Origin of the sequence: Streptomyces nidicola (assembly GCF_050106155.1) — a bacterium.
Taxonomy (GTDB): domain Bacteria; phylum Actinomycetota; class Actinomycetes; order Streptomycetales; family Streptomycetaceae; genus Streptomyces.
Genome location: NZ_JBNBPI010000001.1, coordinates 392,670 through 412,569, shown reverse-complemented (window position 1 = coordinate 412,569; position 19,900 = coordinate 392,670). Strand labels below are relative to the sequence as shown.

16 protein-coding genes are annotated in these 19,900 nt (G+C 69.5%); 9 read left to right on the top strand and 7 right to left on the bottom strand.

Translation table 11 applies throughout. The features are described from left to right. Positions 1-59 precede the first annotated feature (59 nt). Together ACOKM3_RS01940 and ACOKM3_RS01935 are read left to right on the top strand one after the other, a co-directional pair. The gene (locus tag ACOKM3_RS01940) at positions 60-827 is read left to right on the top strand and encodes a COG4705 family protein (protein ID WP_426896217.1); all 768 of its coding nucleotides are present in this window, start codon (positions 60-62) and stop codon (positions 825-827) included. A gap of 235 nt (positions 828-1,062) precedes the next feature. Then, entirely contained in the window at positions 1,063-3,171 is a 2,109-nt protein-coding gene (locus tag ACOKM3_RS01935; protein ID WP_426896215.1) for a glycosyltransferase, read from the top strand. Between the two features lie 544 nt (positions 3,172-3,715). Here the strand turns inward: ACOKM3_RS01935 and ACOKM3_RS01930 are convergent. Further along, positions 3,716-4,975, bottom strand: a complete 1,260-nt coding sequence (locus ACOKM3_RS01930) for a DUF6056 family protein (RefSeq protein WP_426896213.1) — start codon at positions 4,973-4,975, stop codon at positions 3,716-3,718. A 461-nt stretch (positions 4,976-5,436) separates the two neighbouring features. On the opposite strand from ACOKM3_RS01930, the gene ACOKM3_RS01925 reads away from it, so the two are divergent. The 3 genes from ACOKM3_RS01925 to ACOKM3_RS01915 all read left to right on the top strand — a co-directional run bounded on the left by ACOKM3_RS01925 (position 5,437) and on the right by ACOKM3_RS01915 (position 9,000). Continuing rightward, positions 5,437-6,879 (top strand): glycosyltransferase, encoded by a 1,443-nt coding sequence (locus tag ACOKM3_RS01925; protein WP_426896211.1) that lies wholly within the window; start codon positions 5,437-5,439, stop codon positions 6,877-6,879. A gap of 126 nt (positions 6,880-7,005) precedes the next feature. Continuing rightward, positions 7,006-8,049: a PIG-L family deacetylase gene (locus tag ACOKM3_RS01920; protein ID WP_426896209.1), complete on the top strand. Its 1,044-nt coding sequence runs from the start codon at positions 7,006-7,008 to the stop codon at positions 8,047-8,049. 516 nt (positions 8,050-8,565) lie between these two features. Then, entirely contained in the window at positions 8,566-9,000 is a 435-nt protein-coding gene (locus ACOKM3_RS01915) for an AMP-binding protein (RefSeq protein ID WP_426896208.1), read from the top strand. A 391-nt stretch (positions 9,001-9,391) separates the two neighbouring features. Here the strand turns inward: ACOKM3_RS01915 and ACOKM3_RS01910 are convergent, their stop codons facing one another. Beyond that, on the bottom strand, positions 9,392-10,357 hold the full coding sequence (locus ACOKM3_RS01910) for a pirin family protein (protein WP_426896206.1): 966 nt from the start codon (positions 10,355-10,357) through the stop codon (positions 9,392-9,394). A gap of 128 nt (positions 10,358-10,485) precedes the next feature. Here ACOKM3_RS01910 and ACOKM3_RS01905 point away from each other — a divergent pair, with 128 nt between their 5' ends. The 4 genes from ACOKM3_RS01905 to ACOKM3_RS01890 all read left to right on the top strand — a co-directional run bounded on the left by ACOKM3_RS01905 (position 10,486) and on the right by ACOKM3_RS01890 (position 14,053). Further along, positions 10,486-11,181, top strand: a complete 696-nt coding sequence (locus tag ACOKM3_RS01905; RefSeq protein WP_328635046.1) for an ABC transporter permease — start codon at positions 10,486-10,488, stop codon at positions 11,179-11,181. After that, positions 11,178-11,852, top strand: coding sequence for an ABC transporter permease (locus ACOKM3_RS01900; RefSeq protein WP_426896204.1), 675 nt, complete (start codon positions 11,178-11,180; stop codon positions 11,850-11,852). The genes ACOKM3_RS01905 and ACOKM3_RS01900 overlap by 4 nt, the downstream gene beginning before the upstream one ends. Further along, entirely contained in the window at positions 11,852-12,811 is a 960-nt protein-coding gene (locus ACOKM3_RS01895) for an ABC transporter substrate-binding protein (protein ID WP_426896202.1), read from the top strand. Before ACOKM3_RS01900 ends, ACOKM3_RS01895 begins: the two co-directional genes overlap by 1 nt. 81 nt (positions 12,812-12,892) lie before the next feature. Continuing rightward, positions 12,893-14,053: an NAD(P)/FAD-dependent oxidoreductase gene (locus ACOKM3_RS01890; RefSeq protein WP_426896200.1), complete on the top strand. Its 1,161-nt coding sequence runs from the start codon at positions 12,893-12,895 to the stop codon at positions 14,051-14,053. Between the two features lie 31 nt (positions 14,054-14,084). On the opposite strand, the gene ACOKM3_RS01885 is transcribed toward ACOKM3_RS01890, so the two are convergent. From ACOKM3_RS01885 to ACOKM3_RS01865, 5 genes are all read right to left on the bottom strand, one after another. Beyond that, positions 14,085-15,248: an ABC transporter ATP-binding protein gene (locus ACOKM3_RS01885; protein ID WP_426896198.1), complete on the bottom strand. Its 1,164-nt coding sequence runs from the start codon at positions 15,246-15,248 to the stop codon at positions 14,085-14,087. 23 nt (positions 15,249-15,271) lie between these two features. Further along, on the bottom strand, positions 15,272-15,919 hold the full coding sequence (locus ACOKM3_RS01880; RefSeq protein WP_426896196.1) for a LutC/YkgG family protein: 648 nt from the start codon (positions 15,917-15,919) through the stop codon (positions 15,272-15,274). After that, on the bottom strand, positions 15,916-17,394 hold the full coding sequence (locus tag ACOKM3_RS01875) for a LutB/LldF family L-lactate oxidation iron-sulfur protein (protein ID WP_426896194.1): 1,479 nt from the start codon (positions 17,392-17,394) through the stop codon (positions 15,916-15,918). The genes ACOKM3_RS01880 and ACOKM3_RS01875 overlap by 4 nt, the downstream gene beginning before the upstream one ends. Then, the gene (locus ACOKM3_RS01870) at positions 17,391-18,164 is read right to left on the bottom strand and encodes a (Fe-S)-binding protein (protein WP_426896192.1); all 774 of its coding nucleotides are present in this window, start codon (positions 18,162-18,164) and stop codon (positions 17,391-17,393) included. Before ACOKM3_RS01870 ends, ACOKM3_RS01875 begins: the two co-directional genes overlap by 4 nt. Before the next feature lie 82 nt (positions 18,165-18,246). After that, positions 18,247-19,692, bottom strand: coding sequence for a rhamnulokinase (locus ACOKM3_RS01865; RefSeq protein ID WP_426896190.1), 1,446 nt, complete (start codon positions 19,690-19,692; stop codon positions 18,247-18,249). Positions 19,693-19,900 lie beyond the last annotated feature (208 nt).

The window sequence follows — 19,900 nt, the reverse complement described above, 5'->3', positions numbered from 1 at the left end:
CTACTCCTCGCGGCCGGCACGCCGACCGTGTCAGAGCGGCCGCGAGCAAGGTGCCGGCGGTGTCGGCCGTCTTCTGGATCACCAAGGTCTTGACCACAGGGATGGGTGAGAGCGCCTCGGACTTCCTGGCCGTGGGGGTCGGACCGGCGCCGGCCGTGGCCCTCTCGGTCGGCGTCCTGGCTGCGTTCCTCGTCGCGCAGTACCGCAGCCGTCGTTACGTCGCAGGGCTGTACTGGGGCTGCGTTGTCATGGTGAGTGTCGTGGGCACGATGGTCGCCGACTTCATCCATGTGATCGTCGGCGTGCCGTATGTGACGTCGACCGTGGCGTTCGCCGTCCTCCTCGCCGCGGTGTTCGCCGTCTGGTACGCCACGGAGCGCTCGTTGACGTTCCATGACGTACGCACTCGCAGGCGCGAAACGTTCTACTGGCTCGCCGTCATGGCGACGTTCGCGCTCGGTACGGCTGTCGGGGATCTCGTCGCGTCCACTTCGGGCATCGGGTACTTCGATGCCGGGCTTCTGTTCGCGTTGCTCATCGCGCTGCCCGCGGTCGGGCACCGTTGGTTCCGGCTGAACGGCGTCGCCGCGTTCTGGTGCGCCTACGTCGTCACCCGCCCCCTCGGCGCGTCGTTCGCGGACTGGGCCGCCGCTTCCCCGCGGCATGGTGGTCTCGGCTTTGGCGCGGGTCCTGTCAGCATCGCCTTGCTCGTCGTCATCGCTGCGTTCGTCGGTTTCCTCTCGCTGGCCCGCCGTGAAGGGGCTCCGGGGCGGGCGAGGGGAGTCGCGACCGAGAGCCCTGTGGGGGAGCCGACGCTCCGCGGTTGACCGGCGCGGACGACGGGTGCGGACGGGTGTACCAGGCAATCCATTGCGTGAAGATCCGACTACAGCTATGTAGACGAAGTGCAGTACCGTGGTCGGTCAGTCGTGATCCTCGGAACGTCGAGTGCAAGGCGACGTGCGTCATGGGGACATCACCTCCGTCGACCGCCCGAAGACACCTCAGAGAGGGCGCTGGTGGCCTCGGGTGCCAGCGCCACAATCCCTCCAGCGAGGCCCCATGAAGATCGCCTTTCTGATCAACAATGCGTACGGAATCGGCGGCACCATCCGCGCCACCGTGAATCTCTCGGGAGCGTTCGCGCGACGGCATAGTGTGCAGGTCGTGAGCGTCGAACGCCCCGCCGAAACACCGGAGTTGTCCTACGACCCGCGCGTAGACCTGACACACCTCGTGGACCTGCGCAAGGACGCACCCGGATACGAGGGCGACGACCCCCTGCGCCAGGAACCCCGCACCCTGTTCCGCCCTGGCAAGTCCTACAGCCTGCTGCACGAGCAGCGCATCGTCGACTGGCTCGCCCGCACCGACGCCGATGTTGTGATCGCGACCCGCCCGGACCTCAACGGCTTCCTTGCACGGGACGGACACGCCCGGTACCTGCGGATCGGCCAGGAGCACCTGAGCCAGAGCTCCCAGGCCGCCGAACTGACCGCACATCAGAACCAGACCATCGCAGACCTGGACGCCTACGTCACCGCCAACGAGGCGGACGCCCGTCACTACCGCGAGGCCGTCCCAGGGTCGGACACCACGATCCTCTGCATCCCCAACGGCGTTCCCGCGCCGGACGCCCAGCCCTCCGACCGCCGCTCCCACGTCGTCGTGGCCGCGGGGCGGCTCAGCCCCGTCAAGCGGTACGACCGCCTCATCGATGCCTTCGCGCAGGTCGCCGACCGCCACCCGGAGTGGACGCTGCGGCTGTACGGGCGCGGTCCGCAGCGGGACGCGCTGCGCGCGCAGATCGACCGCCTGGGCCTGTACGACCGAGTCCGGCTCATGGGGGCCGTCGCACCGATCGAGACCGAGTGGGCCAAGGGAGCCATCGCAGCCGTGTCGTCGGACCGGGAGTCGTTCGGCGTGACCATCGTCGAGGCCATGCACAGCGGAGTCCCGGTGATCGCCACCGACTGCCCGCACGGACCCGCGGAGATCATCGACCATGGAGTCAATGGCTGCCTCGTTCCTCTGGGCGCGGGCACCGCCGGCTATGCGGCAGCGCTGGAGGACCTCATGACCGATACGGAACTGCGCGACCGGCTCGGCGCCAACGCCCGTCAGACCGCCCTCAGTTACGTCCCGACAGTGATGGCTCGCCGGTACGAGGCGCTGTTCGACCAGTTGTTCCGTTCCCGGGCCCGCGCAGCGATGGAGAAGCCGACGCTCCCCAGCCCCACACTTCGGAAGCGACTCAGGACACTCGGCGGTCGCGTGCGTCCTTCACGGATCCCGGCGCCTCGGAGCGCGGTGCACGAGGCGGACGTGCCTCCAACCCAGTCGGGCGTCTTCGCGCGCGCCCATGCAGACGGTTCGCTGACCGTGCGGTTCGATCCGTTCACGCTGCCGCCCGGGCAACTGGACTTCGTCGCCCAACTGCGCAAGGACCCCAAGGGGCGCCAGGTGACGGTACCCGTGCCTGACCTGGCGACCGCACCCGACATCCACGCCGTGGACGTGACGATCCGGCCCGAGCAGTATCCCCTGGCCGAGGGGCGATGGGACTGTTACGTGGTCAATCGGCGCAGCGGTCGGCGACATCGTCTGAGCTGTCTGCTCGCTGAACGGGTGGCAGCGGTGAACCGGACGCCCCGAGTGAGCCATGGAGCGCTGGTCACCACCCTGCCGTATGCCACCACCGACGGATACCTCGCTGTGCGCGCCTGGCAGCGACCGGCACACGCCGAGGTCAACTCTGTCCACTCCACTGCGCTGTCCACCCAAGTTGCCGCCGAGCTCCTGATTCCTGGGCCCGCGACCGACCTCACGGACGTCTCGGTCGTCGCGGTCTCCCGTCACGACGAGTCGCTCGACGTCGTCGTACCGCTGAGCTGGTCGTCGTCCACCCGGTTCTCGTTCTCTGTGCCTCATGATGCGTTGCACCAGCGGCGTCGTACCGACCGCGACGTGTGGGACCTGCGGCTCCGGTGCGGCCAACTCGCGGAGCCGGTGCCGATCGGCCGCATCGGCGGCGACATCGTCGACCGTCGCAGGACCGACCGCGTACCCGCATGTGTTCTGACGGACGGAGCCGCATCGCGCAGTAGCGTCGGGCCCTACTTCACCGCCACCAACGACCTCGCGCTGAGCGCACATGACGAGGATGCCTGACGACTCATGAGTTGGGCGCGAGGGCAACCTGCCCTTCTCGTCGGGAGGTTAAGGGCATTCCTCACGGCGACCTTCGGTGTCACTCTTTGCTCAGCTCTTACCTGATCCCTTCCGTAGATTGCTTGTGGTGCCCACTGAGATGGATGCAGATTGCAAGGGGGCGGAGATCGCTGCGCTTTGTTTACGGCGGCGGCCGCCGCTGATGGCCCTTCGCGGGAGTGGGGCGCAAGCGCCCCGGCTGCAACGCATGGAGGGCGGGCTGGAGCTGCGGAGTCGGCGCCGCGGCTCCAGCCACTCGATGTCGTGCGCGGGGCTCGGGCGTGGGGTGGGTACAAGTCGCGCACGCGGGTGGAGCCGGTGCGCGACTGCAGATTGAACGTCACGGTCGTGGGGCCTTGTTCGGTCGGATCTGCGGACCGTGGCTTCGGCCCCAACTGCCCAGCGGCGGCAGGGCAGTTCCATCGAATGTCTCTGCTGCTCGGTCACTGGGGCCGGCCAGGACAAGATCGTCATGTCCACCCTGACGGAGCCGGGCGGGGAGTGGTCAGGGCAGCTTGTGGGCTTGGGTGATGTGCCGCACGTTGTAGTAGTCGGCGATGCAGGAAGCCGGCCACTTCGCGCGCCCGCCGTGGCGGAACGGCTCGGTCATCTTGCTGAGGGGCAGGCGTTTGTACGGCAGGACCTGGACGCCGGCCGCGGCCTGACTCTGCATCCAGCGGTTCTGGCGGTCCCAGTCCCGGGCGTGTGCATTCATGCTCGCCTCGAGTCCTACGAGCGACGCTACGAGGGCGGCGCAGACTGCGGCGCACGCCACGGCCCCGGCTGCCAAGGCCGGGCCGGTGCGCTGAATTCGGTTGTTCAGGCCGCGACCGACGAGAGTGCCGATGTAGACGAGAAACACGATGTACAGCAGCAGGTAGTCGTTCCACAGCCGTGTCGATGACACCACCGCCTTCCCGAAGACGGGGTAGGTGATGACCGTGCAGACATACCCGGACACGAGCAGGGCGCAAACGGCGGCGCCGACCGCCAAGAGGTGTGTCCTTCCAGGGGTGTGACGACCCTGGGGGCCGTGCATCAGCAGGCCCAGGACGACACCCACCGCGATGGCTCCCAGATACTGCCAGGTCGTCAGGGTCATGAAGGTGATCTTGGCGAATCCATGCAGCGACGCGAGAAGCGAGTCGGGGGTGAGCATGGTCGAGGCATGCTTCCTTTCCCTTCTGCGCTGTGCACCCGGGGACGTGTAAAGGATCAGGATGCCGAGGATGATGCTTGCGATCCCGGTGGCACAGCAGAACCGGAGGAACCGGCGACGTGAGTCCGGGAAGACGCGGCCGCTCACCAACAGCGCACACATCAGGCCGATGGACATGACGACACTGGTCTCTTCCGAGAGCAGTCCCAGGGACGCTCCCGTGACGACCACGATGAGCAGTGTCAGGATCTTCGCCCGCCGCGAAGTTGCGCGCAGCACAGGGATGGCCGCCGCGAGGGCGAACACCGGAGGCAGCGTGTGGGAGACGGAGGCGGCCGGCCAGTAGAACGTCTTGTAGGTGTTGGGCGAGCCGAACAGGAACAGGGCCGTCACCATGGATGCCACGAGGAGTGGAACTCCGCGTGGAACCTCGACGCGGAAGACACGCAGCGCGGTGGCGACGAGAGCCCACAGGAGGACGAGGGCGAGTACACCGCTGACCGGTGCGAACCACTGCTGACCTGCGTTGCCGAACCGCGCGTAGGACCACACCAGTACGGCGTTGACGAGGCGTCCGTTGTCGTGGTTGTAGAACTTCTCGGCCATCGCCGGTAGCCCCCCGTCACGCACCACCGGCAGGAAACACCAGTCATCCCCGCCGGGACGAACCCACCGGGCATTCCAGGCAGCGAACGCCAACACGGCGAGCGGCAGGAACGAGAGAAGCCCCAGGCATGTGGGCGCCCACCACCGCGTCCGCCACGCAGCAGGGACATCTCCGGTGCGCTGGTGCTGGGCAGGGTTCTCCGGCGCATGCAGCACGGGCTGCGCCTCCTTCACCATCGGTTCCAAGAAACATGAAGTCTCGACGCGAAGGCACAGTTCGCTATGCGGCGACTCTTGGGTCGCCGGCCTCGGAAAGATCCGTAAGGATCGTCTTGCGTCGCTTCCACGAGCCTACAGATCTCACCGTGACACAGGGCATTTCCTTACCGTTGTCTTAAAGGGATGCGGCAGGGTACTGCTTGTGGTCGCAGCGGCCGCGCTCACAGGTGTCGAGGTGGCGAATGGAAGATTGTCAGATCTCGATTGTCGTACCGTGCTTCAACGAGGAAGAAGTGATCAATACCTTTCACCGTGCGCTGATGTCTGTCCTCGCCGATACACGGCGATCCTTCGAAATTTGTTACGTCGACGACGGAAGTCGTGACACGACTCGTGCCCAGTTGAGTGCCCTCGCGGCGGCGGATCAGCGTGTGCGCTATATGTCCTTCAGCCGGAATTTCGGCAAGGAGGCGGCCATGCTCGCGGGGCTGCGCATGTCGCGCGGCGCGGCGGTCGCTCTGATGGACGCGGATCTCCAGCACCCGCCCGGACTTCTGCACCGAATGCTGGAACTTCGGCAACACGGTTACGACCAAGTCGTCGCTCGTCGTGATCGTTTGGGCGAGGGGTGGTTGCGCCGGACGGTCAGCTCGGCCTACTACCGCGCCATGGGCCGCTGCATGGACGTCGACGTCATCGATGGAGAGGGAGACTTCAGGCTCCTGTCGCGCCGGGCCGTCGACGCGGTCCTCGCGCTACCGGAAGCCAACCGGTTCTCCAAGGGCATCTTCTCCTGGATCGGCTTCGAAACCGTCAGCTTCACCTACCAGAATGTCGACCGCGCCGCAGGCCAGTCGAAGTGGGGCGGCCGACGCCTCCTCAACTATGGCATCGACGGCCTCATTTCCTTCAACAGTCGGCCGTTGCGCCTGGTCATCTACGTCGGACTGGCCCTGGCGTTCGCCGCATTCGCGTACGCGCTGTGGATCGCCGTCGAAGTCATCGTGCACGGGGTCGAGGTACCGGGCTTTGCCACCCTGCTGATCGCGGTCGTGGCCTTGGGCGGCATTCAGCTCGCCACGCTGGGCGTCATCGGCGAATACGTCGGCCGCATCTACGGGGAGACGAAACGCCGACCGTTGTACGTGGTGCGCGAGACCGAGGCCGACGCACGCCGGGGCGGTACCGGCCCCCTCCCGGAGGCGGCCGCGCAACCAAACGGTATGGCTACTGGTACCGGCAGGCTCCGTACTCTGCGGCAGTTCTCTTCCTTCGTGACAATCGGAATCGTCAATACCGCGGTCTACATGGCCGTGTATGCGTCACTCAACCGCTGGATCCCGTACCTGGTCGCTCATGTCGTCGGCTTCGCGGTCAGCGTTGGCGGGTCGTTCTTGTTGAATACCTACTTCACCTGCCGCACGAAGCCCACATGGCGTGCCTTCTTCCGTTTCCCGCTGTCGAGTCTCGTCAATCTGGTAGCCAGTGGGGCGCTCCTGTTCCTCGGTGTGCACTCTCTGGGAATGGAGAAGAACCTCACCGCCTTGGCTGCAGGGGTACTCGCGACACCACTCTCCTTCGTGATCGCTCGCTGGGCCATCAACTCCGGAACTCAGCATTCCGGTGAAAAGCGCCCCGACTGGACGTCGGTGCCCGACAGGTCCGAAGACCTGGTGAGCGGCTGAGTTCTTCGTTTGGTTCTGTTCTGGGGCACATCCGTTTTGCTGCATGTCGGGCCGGCGGCCCTTTGAGGTGGGGAATTACTGCGCGAGGCCGAGGCGCGTCTCGCGATGGCAGGTAAAGGGGCGGGCATGGAGGATGACGACGCCGTACGGGCGCGGGCATCGCGTGTGACGACGACGCGGCGGCAGCTACTCGCGGGCGGCCTCGGCGTGTTCGCCGCGGCCACACTCGCCGGCTGCGATCCCGGCAAGCGTACCGACGCCGCTCCGGCCCCGGTCCGCGCCGTCAATCCGCGTGCGGACGGATCATTCGCCGCGGAGGGAAAGAGCCTGCTGCTCCAAGTCATCGCGCACCCCGACGACGACCTGTTCTTCATGAACCCCCAATGCCACCAACTGCTTACCGCGGGCGTTCCGGTGGTCACCGTCGTGGTCACCGCGGGGGAGTCCTCGGGCCGCAACCGCGTGCCCCATGAACTCGCCCCCATGGTGCCCAACAAGTCGGGCTACTCCGGCGCTCGACAGCAAGGCATGCGGCAGGCCTACGCCGAGATGCTCGGTCTGGACCGCTTCACCCGCTGGCGGCGCACGGTCCTGGCTCTGCCGCACGGAGCCTGCGCGGAGACGGACGAGCTGGCGGCAGGAGACTGCCGGGCACAGCTGATCTTCCTCAACATCGCGATGCGCGGGGACGGAGGAGTGCGCCTGCCCGCGTTGTGGGACACACCGGGCACGGTCATGCGCACCGTGGACGCCACCGACTCCTTGGTCTGGCGGACGTACGCCTACGGCCACCAGACGTTGGTCGACGTTCTCGCATGGCTCATGGACCACTTCCGGCCCACCATCGTCCACACGATGGACCCGGACCCCGACTACCAGGTGCACGACGCGCGGCACCCGAAGGGCAGCGACCAGCCGCACTTCTCCGACCACCGGGACCACACCCCGACGGCCCTGTTCACGTGGAAGGCCATGTCCCAGTGGGTAGCCGACTCCGACCGGCGTGACGGGCATGCCCCACGCTTCACCACGATGGCTTTCCGCGGCTACTACAACCAGCGCTGGCCACACAACCTTCCACCCGACCTCCTCGCACAGAAGGCCGGCTTCATCGCCGCGTACGGGGGCGCGCCAGGGATGGGCCTGCAACGACCCCGCGGGGTGCGGTGATTACAGTCAGGGCGGCGCCCACGCCCTGACCAGTCGCAAGGGCTGGGCACGCAGCACCCACCCGCGCTACCCGGGCCCGCAGCCCGTGTCCGCCACCGACCGCTCCGGCCGGATCGTCGCCTACGGAGTGCTTGGCACCCAGGCCGTCCGTTGGCATGAGACTGTCCGTGGCAGCGGACGCTTCGGCGCCCCGGAGAACCTTGTCGCCCAGTCATCCAGTAATACCTACGCCCTCGATCTCGAGACATGCGCCCCCCAGGCACTCTCCATGGCAGAGCGCTCCGTCGGGGCGTCGTTCGCGAAGAAGGGCCCGGACAACCCCCGCGCGCCCATCCCACTGCACGACTCCAGCACCGAGCCACGCGACTTCACCGGGTCCTGCGTCCTGCTGGCCGCGCGCGAGCAGAACGGCCCCATCACCGGACAGGCGATATCCGTCGTCGGCGGAATCGGGTGTCCGTGGCTTCGCGACCGCCGCCGGCGGCGACCACCTCTGAGCTCAACGAGGAGCCCACCGTGGCCACGCCCCACCTACCCAACTCAGGCCGCGGGGGCGACCTGAACCTGGCAGCGGTCGTCGCCAGAAACGCCTGCTACCACGGAGACGTCACCGTCCTCGACTACCCGGATGGTGACCTCACCTACCGGGCACTGGACGCCAAAGCCGCCCGGCTGTCCACCGTGCTGACCCTGGACGGCACCGGCGACGGCGACCGCGTCGCCTGCCGGGGATTCAGCAGAGCCAACTTCGTCACCATGCTCGCCGCGCTCCGCATCGGCGCAGCGCTCGCCGCAGACGGGGTTCAGTCCAGGGCAGGGCGTGAGCAAGAAGTTCAGACGCAGGCTGCGAGCGCTGCGCTTCAAGGTCGAGGTCACGCACGGCGTGCGCACGGCGGCGAGTTGTCCTGCGTCTTCGAGGTGACACAGGGGGCGGCTCGAGTGCTCCTTTGAAGGAGTGGTTGAGCCGCGCCGCCGTCCGTCGCGGAGGCACAGGACTGCCTCCGACCGGCGGCGCTGAAGACGACCCTATGAGTGTCTTCCGGCGGTGTCGGGGCTGGCGTGGTGAGCGTTCAAACGGGCCCTAGTTGCTCTGATTTCGTGTCGTCGGAGTTCTGCTCAAGCTCATGGGGCGTAGCGTCCTGACTTCCTTGACGAGTCGTCAGGAGAGCCAGCATCGAGCCAGCATGAGTCCGACTGGACCTGGTGGTGCCCGACCACAGTTGCCGCTAGTTGATACTTGAACGAGTGTTCGGTCGGCTGTCTGTCGACGGTGCGCGTCGTGGGCCGCAAAGCCCGCTGAGGGCGACCTGCTCACATTGCCCGCAGAGTGAGACTTTCCTGCTCAGCGCACCCGACCCCGCGATTTCAGCGGCACAGCCGGAAGCTCAGGTGCAGGCAGCGGATCCCCGTCGTACCCCTTCACCTCACCGAACCGAGTCCCCGTCATCCAGTCCTCACGTGCCTGGCTGATATCGTCCTGCGACCGCCCGATGAAGTTCCACCACATCACCAGCTCCTCCTCGAACGGCTCCCCGCCGAGCAGCATCAGCCCCGCGTCCGAGGCCGCGCGGAGCGGGAGTTCGGTGCGGCCGCAGCCGAGGTAGAGCATCGAGCCGGGGAGCAGGGGGACGTCGTCGACGTGGGCCTCGCCGGACATCGACAGGACCGCGTACTCGAAGTCGGGGTCGAGGGGGAGGCGGGTCTCGGTGCCGTGGGTGAGGGCGAGGTCCGCGCCCACGATGGGGGTGTACGTCGTGCCGGGGGACGCCGCGCCGTCCAGGGAACCGAGGATGACCTTGGCCGTCAGGCCTGGCGCCGTCACCGACGGCAGCGTTCCGTGGTGCTCGAAGTGCGGGTCCACGTGCCGGTGGGAGTCGGGGAGCGCCACCCAGAGCTGGGCCCCGTGCAGGAAGCGGGCGTGGGCGCGCGGGCTCTCCTCGGAGTGGGAGATCGCCCGGCCCGAGGTCATCAGGCCCAGTTCGCGGGGGCGGATCGTCTGGAGGCTGCCGGTCGAGTCCCGGTGGAGGACCTCGCCGTCGTGCAGCCAGCTCACCGTCTGCAGACCCATGTGCGGGTGCGGCGGCACCTGCATGCCGGGCTCGTCCGCGATGTCGTCCGGGCCGTAGTGGTCGACGAAGGCCCACGCCCCGACCATACGGCGGCCCAGGTTCGGCAGGAGGCGGCGCACCTCCGTGGACCCGCCGAGCCGGACGCGGCGCGGGCTGAGGAGTTCGCGTACCGGTTCCGCGACGACGAAGCCGCGTCCGCCGCACACCGAGGGCACTGGCTCGCGGTCAAGATTGCTCATGACGCTGACCCTAGCCCCGGCGCCGCGCCGCGTCAGGTGTGCGGCCCGGGGAAAGCGGAGTGCCGCCCGTACGGGTCACCCGGCGCGCCGAGTCGGGGGCCAGGCACTGGAATGGTCGGGTGCGCCTCGTGAACGGTGGGTCCGGCACTTCGCCGCCCGACGATTGTCTCGCCCGCAACGACTGGATCTGCGGCGAGTATCTGAGCACGCGTCGGCACATGCTGGTGGATGCCACCGTGCAGCATCTGGAGATCACCCTCATCGCCGTGGCCATCGCTGTCGTGATCGCCGTGCCGTTGGCGCTGCTCGCGCGGCGGTGGGGGTGGGCCGCCGGGCCCGTGCTCGCCCTGACGACCGTGCTCTACACGATCCCGTCGCTCGCGATGTTCTCGTTGCTGCTGCCCGTGTACGGGCTGTCCGCCACGCTCGTGATCGCCGGGCTCGTGCTCTACTCGCTCACCCTCCTCGTACGGAACATCCTCGCCGGGCTGAGGTCCGTGCCCGAGGACACTCGACAGGCCGCGCGCGGCATGGGGTACGGGCCGATCCGGCTGCTGCTGACCGTCGAGCTGCCGCTCGCGCTGCCCGCGGCGCTCGCCGGGCTGCGCATCGCCACCGTGTCCGCCGTCTCGCTCGTGACCGTCGGCGCCATCGTCGGCTACGGAGGCCTGGGGAATCTGATCTACAGCGGCATGAACACGTACTTCAAGGCCCAGGTGCTCACCGCCTCCGTGCTGTGCGTCGTCATCGCGCTCGTCGCCGATGTGGTGCTGCTCGGCATCGGGCGGCTGCTCACCCCCTGGACGAGAGCGAGTCGCGCGTGAAGCTCCTCTCCGACTCCTGGAACTGGCTCGCCGACTCCGCGCACTGGGCCGGCGACAACGGCGTGTGGCACCGGCTCGCCCAGCACGTGACGTTGACCGTGGTCTGTCTCGTCATCAGTTGTCTTATCGCTCTGCCCGTGGCGCTGGTGCTGGGGCATCTGGGGAAGGGCGGGGCGCTCGCCGTCAACATCGCCAACGTGGGGCGCGCCGTGCCCACCTTCGCCGTGCTCGTGCTGTTGCTGCTCACGCCGCTCGGGCAGTACAGCGAAGGGCCCACGGTCGTCGCCCTGGTGCTGTTCGCGGTGCCGCCGCTGCTCACCAACGCGTACGTCGGGATGCGCGGCGTCGACCGGGAGGTCGTGCGGGCCGCGAGGGGAATGGGGATGACGGGGCGGCAGATGCTGTTCCGGGTCGAGGTGCCGCTCGCGCTGCCGATGATTCTCAACGGTGTGCGCATCGCCGCCGTGCAGCTTGTCGCCACCGCGACCATCGCCGCCATCGCCGGTGGCGGCGGGCTCGGGCGGATCATCACCGCCGGGTTCAACCTCGCCAGTACGCCGCAGGTGGTGGCGGGCGCCGTGCTCGTGGCCGTCTTCGCGCTCGTCGTCGAGGCGCTGTTCGAGCTCGTCGAGCGGTTCGGGCCCGGGTGGCTGCGGGGGAGGAAGGCCTGATGAGAGTGTTCTTGCGTCGAGTGGCTCTCCTGGTCGGGATTGTGTTGTTCGTCGGCGGGTGTGCCACGGGGCCCTCGCTGGAGGATCGCGGTGAGGTGACCGCGCCGCCCGGGGACAGCAAGCACCTCGTCATCGGGTCCGCCGGATTCACCGAGAGCGATCTGCTCGCCAACATGTTCGCGCTGCTGCTGAAGCAGGCGGGCTACGAGACCGAGCTGCTGTCCGTCGGCAACCGCGAGCTGTACGAGCCCGCCCTGGAGTCCGGGCAGATCGACGTCGTGCCCGAGTACGCCGCCACCTTCGCCGACTGGCTCAACGCCAAGGCCCACGGGCCCGACGCGAAACCCGTCGGCTCGCCCGACCTCGACGCCACCATGAAGTCCCTGCGGTCCCTCGCCGCGCCGCGCGGCCTCGACGTGCTCGACGCGGGCAAGGCCGTCGACCAGAACGCGTTCGCGGTGACCGAGGCCTACGCGAAGAAGCACGACCTCAAGACGCTCAGCGACCTCGGCGCCTCCGGCCTGAAGGTGCGGATCGCCGCCGGGGACGAGTGCGTACAGCGGCCGTACTGCCAGCCGGGACTCGAGAAGGTGTATGGCATCGACGTCACAGGGATCGACCCCAAGGGCGTCGGCACCACACAGGCCAAGAACGCGGTGCAGAACGGCCAGGACCAGATGGTGCTCACCACGACCACCGACGCCACCCTCGGCGACTTCGGACTCGTGCTGCTCGACGACGACAAGAAGCTGCAGAACGCCGACTACCTCGTGCCCGTCGTCAATCGCTCCAGTGCCGGCAACAAGAAGGTCGCGGGGGCGCTCGGCAAGCTCAACTCCGTGCTCACCACCGAGGACCTCGCCTCCATGAACCAGCAGGTCGACAGCTGGCGACGGCTGCCCGAGGACGTCGCGCGGACCTACCTGGAGGACAAGGGACTGCTGCGGCAGGGCGGTTGAGAGGTGTGTGCCGCGGTTCGGCGGGCAGTCGGGGGACTGACCGACCCACCGACCGCAACCGGGACACGTACAGGAAGCCGTATGAATCGAGCCGTCGTCGTCGGGGCGGGCGTGCTGGGCGCCTGCGTCGCCTACCACCTCGCCCGCGCTGGCGTCGAAGTCGTCGTCCTGGAGGAGGCGGGCCCCGCGTCCGGCACCTCCAGCGCCACCTTCGCCGCCGACGTCACCCACCTGAAGACCCCGCACACCTACTACCGCCTGAACCGCCAGGGCTCCGACGGCCACCGCGCCCTGGCCGAGGAACTCGACGGCCCCACCTGGCGGCATCCGGCGCCGCTCGTCCAGTGGGCCGACAGCGACGACGCGCAGCGCACACTGCACGAACAGGCGTCACGCGTACGGGAATGGGGCCACGACTGCCGCAGCGCCCCGGCCTCCGTACTGTGCGAACTCGCGCCCGCCGTCGACCCGGCCGCCTGCACCGTGGACGAGGTCGTCGTGCACAACGGCACCGCCTGGTTCGACGCCCCGCGCCTGGTGAACGCCCTGCTCGACGCCGCCGTACGGGCCGGCGCCGAAGCGCACTACGGCACCCGCGTCACCGGACTGCTCCGCAGCGGCACGCGGGTCGTCGGCGCGGAGGCGGGGGAGCGCAGCTGGGGCGCGGACGTCGTCGTGAACTGTGCGGGGCCCGCCGCCGACCAGATCGCCGCGCTCGCCGGGGCGCGGCTGCCGCTGCGGCACGTGCCCGGACTCGTCGCCGAGAGCGCGCCGCTGGCCGAGGAGCCGCTGACCGCGATCCTTTCGGCGCCCGGCATCGACCTGCGACCCACGGCGGACGGCGGCGTGCTCGCCCTGTCGTGGGAGGTCGACGCGCGCCTGGACGGGACGACCGCCGACGGCCTGCCCTCGGAGCTGCACCGGCGCGCGAGCACCGTCGTGCCGGGCCTGGACGGGGCCCGGATCGCCGACGCGCGCATCGGCGTACGACCCGTGCCACTGGACGGGCTGCCGCTGGTCGGCGAGACGGAGGCGGCACCCGGCCTGTACCACCTGGTGTCGCACAGCGCGGTGACGCTCGCCCCGGTGCTCGGCCGGCTCGCCGCGCAGGAGATCACGAGTGGGCGGGCGGCCGAGGAACTGGACGCGTACCGTCCCGGCCGGGCGATCAACGGCGACGTACAGGACGAGAATCTGCGGGCGATGAACCGCCGCGGGAGTGACTCTCAACCTCAACCTTAGGGTTGCGTTTACCCCTGTCGGTGTGGCCTGGTCACGCGTCCGCCACCGAGTCGAACTCCACCTCGTCCCGCGCCACGCCCTGCGCGTCCGCGTCCACCGACCGGCGCAGCGCCTCGTGCAGCTTCGCCGGGGTCAGGACGCCGAGGAAACGGGCGCCGTCGAGGACCGCGACCCAGCCCGCGTCGTGCTGAAGCATCACACCGAAGGCCTGCTTGAGCGGCGCGCCGACCGGTACCCACGCGTTCATCCGGTGCGCGAGATCGCCCACCTTGCCGTCGGGCCCCGCCAGTGACGCCTCGTCGACGCCGACCCAACCGTGCAGGTCACCGTCCTCGTCGAGCACGACCGCCCACCGGGCCCCGTCCTCGCGCATCCGGGCGGCGGCCCGCGCGGGCGGTTCCTCGAAGCGGGCCACCGACGGCTGCTCCAGGTCGTCCGGCTCGATCTCGGTGACCGACAGCCGCTTCAAGCCCCGGTCCGCGCCGACGAACTCGGCGACGTACGGAGTGGCGGGCGAGCCGAGCACCGCGCCCGGAGTGTCGTACTGCTCGATGCGGCCCTGCCCGTACACCGCGATGCGGTCGCCGAGCCGCACCGCCTCCTCGATGTCGTGCGTGACGAGGAGGACCGTCTTGCGGACGGCGGCCTGCATCTTCAGGAACTCGTCCTGGAGCTGCTCGCGCACCACCGGGTCGACCGCGCCGAACGGCTCGTCCATCAGGAGCACCGGCGGGTCGGCGGCCAGGGCGCGGGCGACGCCCACGCGCTGGCGCTGGCCGCCGGAGAGCTGCTCCGGGTAGCGGCTGCCGTACGTGCTCGGGTCCAGGCCCACCAAGTCGAGCAGCTCGGCGGCGCGGGCCCTGGCCTTCGCCTTCTTCCAGCCGATGAGGGCAGGCACGGTCGCCGTGTTGTCGAGGATCGTGCGGTGCGGGAAGAGGCCGACCTGCTGGATGACGTAGCCGATGCGGCGGCGCAGCCGCACCGGGTCGACGCCGGAGATGTCCTCGCCCTCGACGTGGATGTGACCCGACGTCGGCTCGATCAGCCGGTTCACCATCATCATCGTGGTGGTCTTGCCGCAGCCGGAAGGGCCGACGAGCGTGACCAGTTCACCCTCGTTCACCTCGAACGAGAGGTCGTCGACTGCCGTCGTGCCGTCCGCGTACCGCTTGGTGACATGGTCGAACCGGATCATGCCACCAACGCTAGCCGCGCCCTTCAGCCGCCGCTCACCAGGACGACCTCCAGAGTGCGCGGTCCGTGCACGCCCTCGACCCGGTCGAGTTCGATGTCGCTGGTCGCGGACGGGCCCGAGATCCAGGTCAGCGGGCGGGTCGGGTCGAGCCGTTCGAGGGCCTGCGGGACCGAGGAGACCACCTGGTCCGGGACGCGTACGACGCAGATGTGGTGGTCGGGGACGAGGGTGATGCGGCGGCGGCCCTGGTCGGGGGAGCCGTCCAGGACGATGGTGCCGGTCTCGGCGATCGCGACCGCACAGGCGGTGACGACGCTGTCGACCTCGTCGAGCTCGGCCGGGGTGTGCTCCGGGCTGTCGGGGATCCGCGTCGGCTCCGCCTCGGCAAGCCAGCCGTCCGGCAGCTCGGGCGGCACCGCCACGGTCCGCGAACCGTGCCCGGCGAGAAGCCGCGCGATGGTGGCCGGCAGCTCCTCGGTGGTGGCTCGGTGCACGATCGCCCGATAGTCCGCCAGGTTCTCCGCGAGGAGTTCCACCGTCTGCTGCGTCGTCCGGGAACCGTGCTCGCGCAGATAGCCGCGGTCGATGTCCGTCCCGTACGAATCCGGGGCCTCGACCGGGCCGCCGAGGGCGCGACGCACCCGGCCGAGGATGACGTCTCTGCTGCTCACTTGTTCGTCTCCTTGCCGCCGTTCGTCCGCTTCCACCAGTCGCGGAAGGGTTCCGCGGGCACCTTCGGCAGGTCGCGGGTAGCTGTCCATGCCTTGCCGGGGCCCGGCACCGTACGGGGGTGGAAGCGGCGGGTGCGCGAGGCGAGGCGCTGGCCGGTGGCCAGTGCCGCCGGGTGGGTGAAGGCCCAGGTGGCGGCGCGCATCGCGGCGCGTTCGGCGGCGTGGCCCTTGGCCGGGCGGAGCATGACCTTGTTGCCGCCCCGGGTGGCGGGGCCGCCGGCCACGACCCGCTCGCGCAGGTGGACGAGGACCTCGGGGATGTCGATGGCGACCGGGCACACCTCGTAGCAGGCGCCGCACAGGGACGACGCATAGGGGAGCGAGGCGTCGATCTCGCTGCCGGTGCCCCGGAGTTGGGGGCTGAGGATGGCGCCGATGGGGCCCGGGTAGACCGAGCCGTACGCGTGGCCGCCGGCCCGCTCGTAGACGGGGCAGACGTTCAGGCAGGCGGAGCAGCGGATGCAGCGCAGGGCCTGGCGGCCGACCTCGTCGGCGAGGGTGTCGGTGCGGCCGTTGTCGATGAGGACCAGGTGGAAGTTCTGGGGGCCGTCGGAGTCGGTGGTGCCCGTCCAGGTGGAGGTGTACGGGTTCATGCGCTCGGCGGTGGACGAGCGCGGCAGTGTCTGGAGGAAGACCTCCAGGTCCTGCCAGGTCGGCACGATCTTCTCGATGCCGACGACCGAGATCAGTGTCTCGGGCAGGGTCAGGCACATGCGGCCGTTGCCCTCGGACTCGACCACGACGAGGGTGCCGGTCTCGGCGACCATGAAGTTGGCCCCCGAGATGCCGACCTTGGCGCGCAGGAACTTCTCGCGCAGGTGCAGGCGGGCCGCCTCGGCGAGTTCGGCGGGGGTGTCGGTGAGACCTTCCGGGGCCGGGCGGCCCCAACTTCCCATCTCCTTGCGGAAGATGTCCCGGATCTCGCCGCGGTTGCGGTGGATGGCGGGGACCAGGATGTGCGAGGGGCGGTCGTCGCCGAGCTGGACGATGAGCTCGGCGAGGTCGGTCTCGTAGGCGTGGATGCCCTCGGTCTCCAGGTGTTCGTTGAGGCCGATCTCCTGGGTGGCCATCGACTTGACCTTGACGACCTCCGACTCGCCGGTCTCCTTGACGAGCCCCGCCACGATCCGGTTGGCCTCGTCGGCGTCGCGCGCCCAGTGCACGGTGCCGCCGGCGGCCGTGACCGACTCCTCCAGCCGCACCAGGTAGTGCTCCAGGTGGTGCAGCGTGTGGTCCTTGATCTCCTTGCCGGCCTGGCGCAGGTGCGCCCAGTCGTCGAGTTCGGAGACCGCCCGCTCCCGCTTGTCGCGGATGGTGTGCGTGGCGTGCTTCAGGTTGGCGCGCAGGGTCGTGTTGCGTACGGCGTTGTGCGCGGCCTTCGGGAAGGCCGGCATGCCGACGAAAGTGCCGCTCATGCCAGGGGCTCCTCTTCGGTGCTGGCCAGGATCTCGGCGATGTGGACGGGGCGCATGCCGACCTTCAGGCGGGACATGGTGCCGCCGATGTGCATCAGGCAGGAGTTGTCGGCGGCGCACAGCACGTCCGCGCCCGTCGACTCGGCGTTGCGGACCTTGTCCGTGCCCATCGCCGACGAGACGTCCGCGTTCTTCACCGCGAAGGTGCCGCCGAAGCCGCAGCACTCGGCCGCGCCCGGCAGCTCCACCAGCTCAAGTCCCTTGACTTTACTGAGGAGTTCGGTGGGCCGGTCGCCGAGGCCGAGCGAGCGCAGACCGTGACAGGTGGGGTGGTACGTCACCTTGTGCGGGTAGTACGCGCCGACATCGGTCACCTTCAGCACGTCGACCAGGAACTCGGTCAGCTCGTACGTCTTCGGGATCACCGGCGCGAGCGTGGTCGCGAGGCGGCCGCCGCGGCCCTCCGAACGGGCCCGTTCGCCCATCCGCGGGTACAGCTCGCGCACCATCGCCGCGCACGATCCGGACGGCGTGATGATTGCGTCGTAATCACCCGAGGCGAGACCGGGGCCGAAGGTGTCGGCGTAGTGGGTGGCCAGCGGCTCGGCCTCGTGGCGGTAGCCGGTGTTGTAGTGCGGCTGGCCGCAGCAGGTCTGCGCGGCGGGGAAGTCGACCTCCACGCCGAGCCGGTTGAGGAGCTTGACGACGGCGCGGCCCGTATCCGGGTAGAGCGTGTCGTTGACACAGGTCAGGAAGAGCGCGACACGCATCGGGGCCCCTTCGGTCGGTCGGTGCGGGTGGTGTGTCGGTGATCATCGGACGGGAGCAGCGTACGTCGTGAGCGGGAGCTGGTCACGGGGTGCGGACGCGTGCCGCCGCCGCGTCCCACGCGCCACGGTCGCCGCCGCTCGGCTCGTAGCGCGCGAGCGGCTGGGTGTCGGCGACGAGCCGGCGCATCGCGGCACGGTCGCCCACGACGCCGTCGGCCCGCGCCTGAACGAGTACGTTGCCCAGCGCGGCGCCCTCGGCGGGGCCCGCCACGACCGGCAACCCGCAGGCGTCCGCGGTCAGTTGACACAGCAGGGCACCCCGGGCGCCGCCGCCGACGATGTGCACGACGTCGACCGGGCGGTCGGCGAGGCGGGCCGCGTCCTCGATGGCGCGGCGGTGGGCGAGGGCGAGCGAGTCGAGGATGCAGCGGGTGATCTCGGCGCGGGTGCGGGGCTCGGGCTGGCCGGTGGCGCGGCAGGCGGCGGCGATCCGGTCCGGCATGCCGCCCGGCGGCAGGAACGTGGGGTCGCCCGCGTCGACGACCGAGCGCAGTGGCGTCGCCTTCGCGGCCTCGTCGAGGAGCACGGTCAAGTCCGGCTGGTTCCAGGAGCGTTGGCATTCCTGGAGGAGCCACAGGCCCATGATGTTGCGGAGGTAGCGGACCGTGCCGTCGATGCCGAGCTCGTTCGTGAAGTTCGCGGCGCGGCTCTCCTCCGTGAGGACGGGCGCGTCCAGTTCGAGGCCGGCGAGGGACCAGGTGCCGGTGCAGATGTACGCGAAGTTCTCCTCGGTCGCAGGGACCGCGGCCACGGCCGAGGCGGTGTCGTGCGAGGCGACCGTCGTCACCGGGACGGGGCCGGTGAGGCCCGTCTCTTCGAGGACGTGGGGGAGGAGTTCGCCCGCGGGGTCGCCGGGGCGGCGGATCGGGGCGAAGAGGTTCACGTCGATGCCGGCGCGGGTGGCGATGTCGTGGGCCCAGTCGCCGGTGCGGGGGTCGATGAGCTGGGTGGTGGAGGCGTTGGTCAGCTCGGCGCCCTGCTGGCCCGTCAGCCAGTAGGTGAGGAGGTCGGGGATCAGCAACAGGCGTTGGGCGGCGTTGAGTTGTGCTGTGTCGCGGGCTGCTGTGAGCTGGTAGATCGTGTTGAACGGGACGTACTGGAGGCCGGTGGCCGCGTACAGCTCCTGCGGGGGGATGGTCGCCCACAGCTTCTCGGCGGTGTGGTCCGTGCGGGTGTCCCGGTAGTGGTACGGGTTGCCGAGGAGGTTGTTGTCCGCGTCGAGGAGGCCGTAGTCGACGGCCCAGCTGTCGATGCCGATGGAGCGGACGGGTCCGGCTTTTCGGAGGCCCTCCAGGATGCCCGCGTACAGGCCGAGGATGTCCCAGTGCAGGCCGTCCGGGGTGCGGACCGGGGTGTTCGGGAACCGGTGGGCCTCCGCCAGGGTGAGGGTGTCCGGGGTGACGTGGGCCGTCATGACCCGGCCGCTGGATGCGCCCAGGTCTATCGCGGCGTAGGGGGTGGTGGGCATGAGGTCGGCCTTTGCGAGTGTGCGGTGTGGTGGGTGGCGGGGGCTGGAAGTCGCCCCCGCCGCCCCTTCCCGTCCCGAAACCGGGGCGGGGCCCCGGGCCCAGAGATGGGGGCGTCGGCGGAGCGTGGCGGCCCAACGTGGTTGCGCGCGCAGTTCCCCGCGCCCCCAAGCATTTAAGCCCCGCCGGCGTTTGAGGCGCGGGGTCCGG

Excerpts from the sequence above, each read along its gene's own strand:
- ACOKM3_RS01935 (WP_426896215.1), top strand. The coding sequence starts at position 1,063 with ATGAAGATCGCCTTTCTGATCAACAATGCGTACGGAATCGGCGGCACC.
- ACOKM3_RS01930 (WP_426896213.1), bottom strand. The coding sequence starts at position 4,975 with ATGGCCGAGAAGTTCTACAACCACGACAACGGACGCCTCGTCAACGCC.
- ACOKM3_RS01925 (WP_426896211.1), top strand. The coding sequence starts at position 5,437 with ATGGAAGATTGTCAGATCTCGATTGTCGTACCGTGCTTCAACGAGGAA.
- ACOKM3_RS01920 (WP_426896209.1), top strand. The coding sequence starts at position 7,006 with ATGGAGGATGACGACGCCGTACGGGCGCGGGCATCGCGTGTGACGACG.
- ACOKM3_RS01910 (WP_426896206.1), bottom strand. The coding sequence starts at position 10,357 with ATGAGCAATCTTGACCGCGAGCCAGTGCCCTCGGTGTGCGGCGGACGC.
- ACOKM3_RS01895 (WP_426896202.1), top strand. The coding sequence starts at position 11,852 with ATGAGAGTGTTCTTGCGTCGAGTGGCTCTCCTGGTCGGGATTGTGTTG.
- ACOKM3_RS01890 (WP_426896200.1), top strand. The coding sequence starts at position 12,893 with ATGAATCGAGCCGTCGTCGTCGGGGCGGGCGTGCTGGGCGCCTGCGTC.
- ACOKM3_RS01885 (WP_426896198.1), bottom strand. The coding sequence starts at position 15,248 with ATGATCCGGTTCGACCATGTCACCAAGCGGTACGCGGACGGCACGACG.
- ACOKM3_RS01875 (WP_426896194.1), bottom strand. The coding sequence starts at position 17,394 with ATGAGCGGCACTTTCGTCGGCATGCCGGCCTTCCCGAAGGCCGCGCAC.
- ACOKM3_RS01870 (WP_426896192.1), bottom strand. The coding sequence starts at position 18,164 with ATGCGTGTCGCGCTCTTCCTGACCTGTGTCAACGACACGCTCTACCCG.
- ACOKM3_RS01865 (WP_426896190.1), bottom strand. The coding sequence starts at position 19,692 with ATGCCCACCACCCCCTACGCCGCGATAGACCTGGGCGCATCCAGCGGC.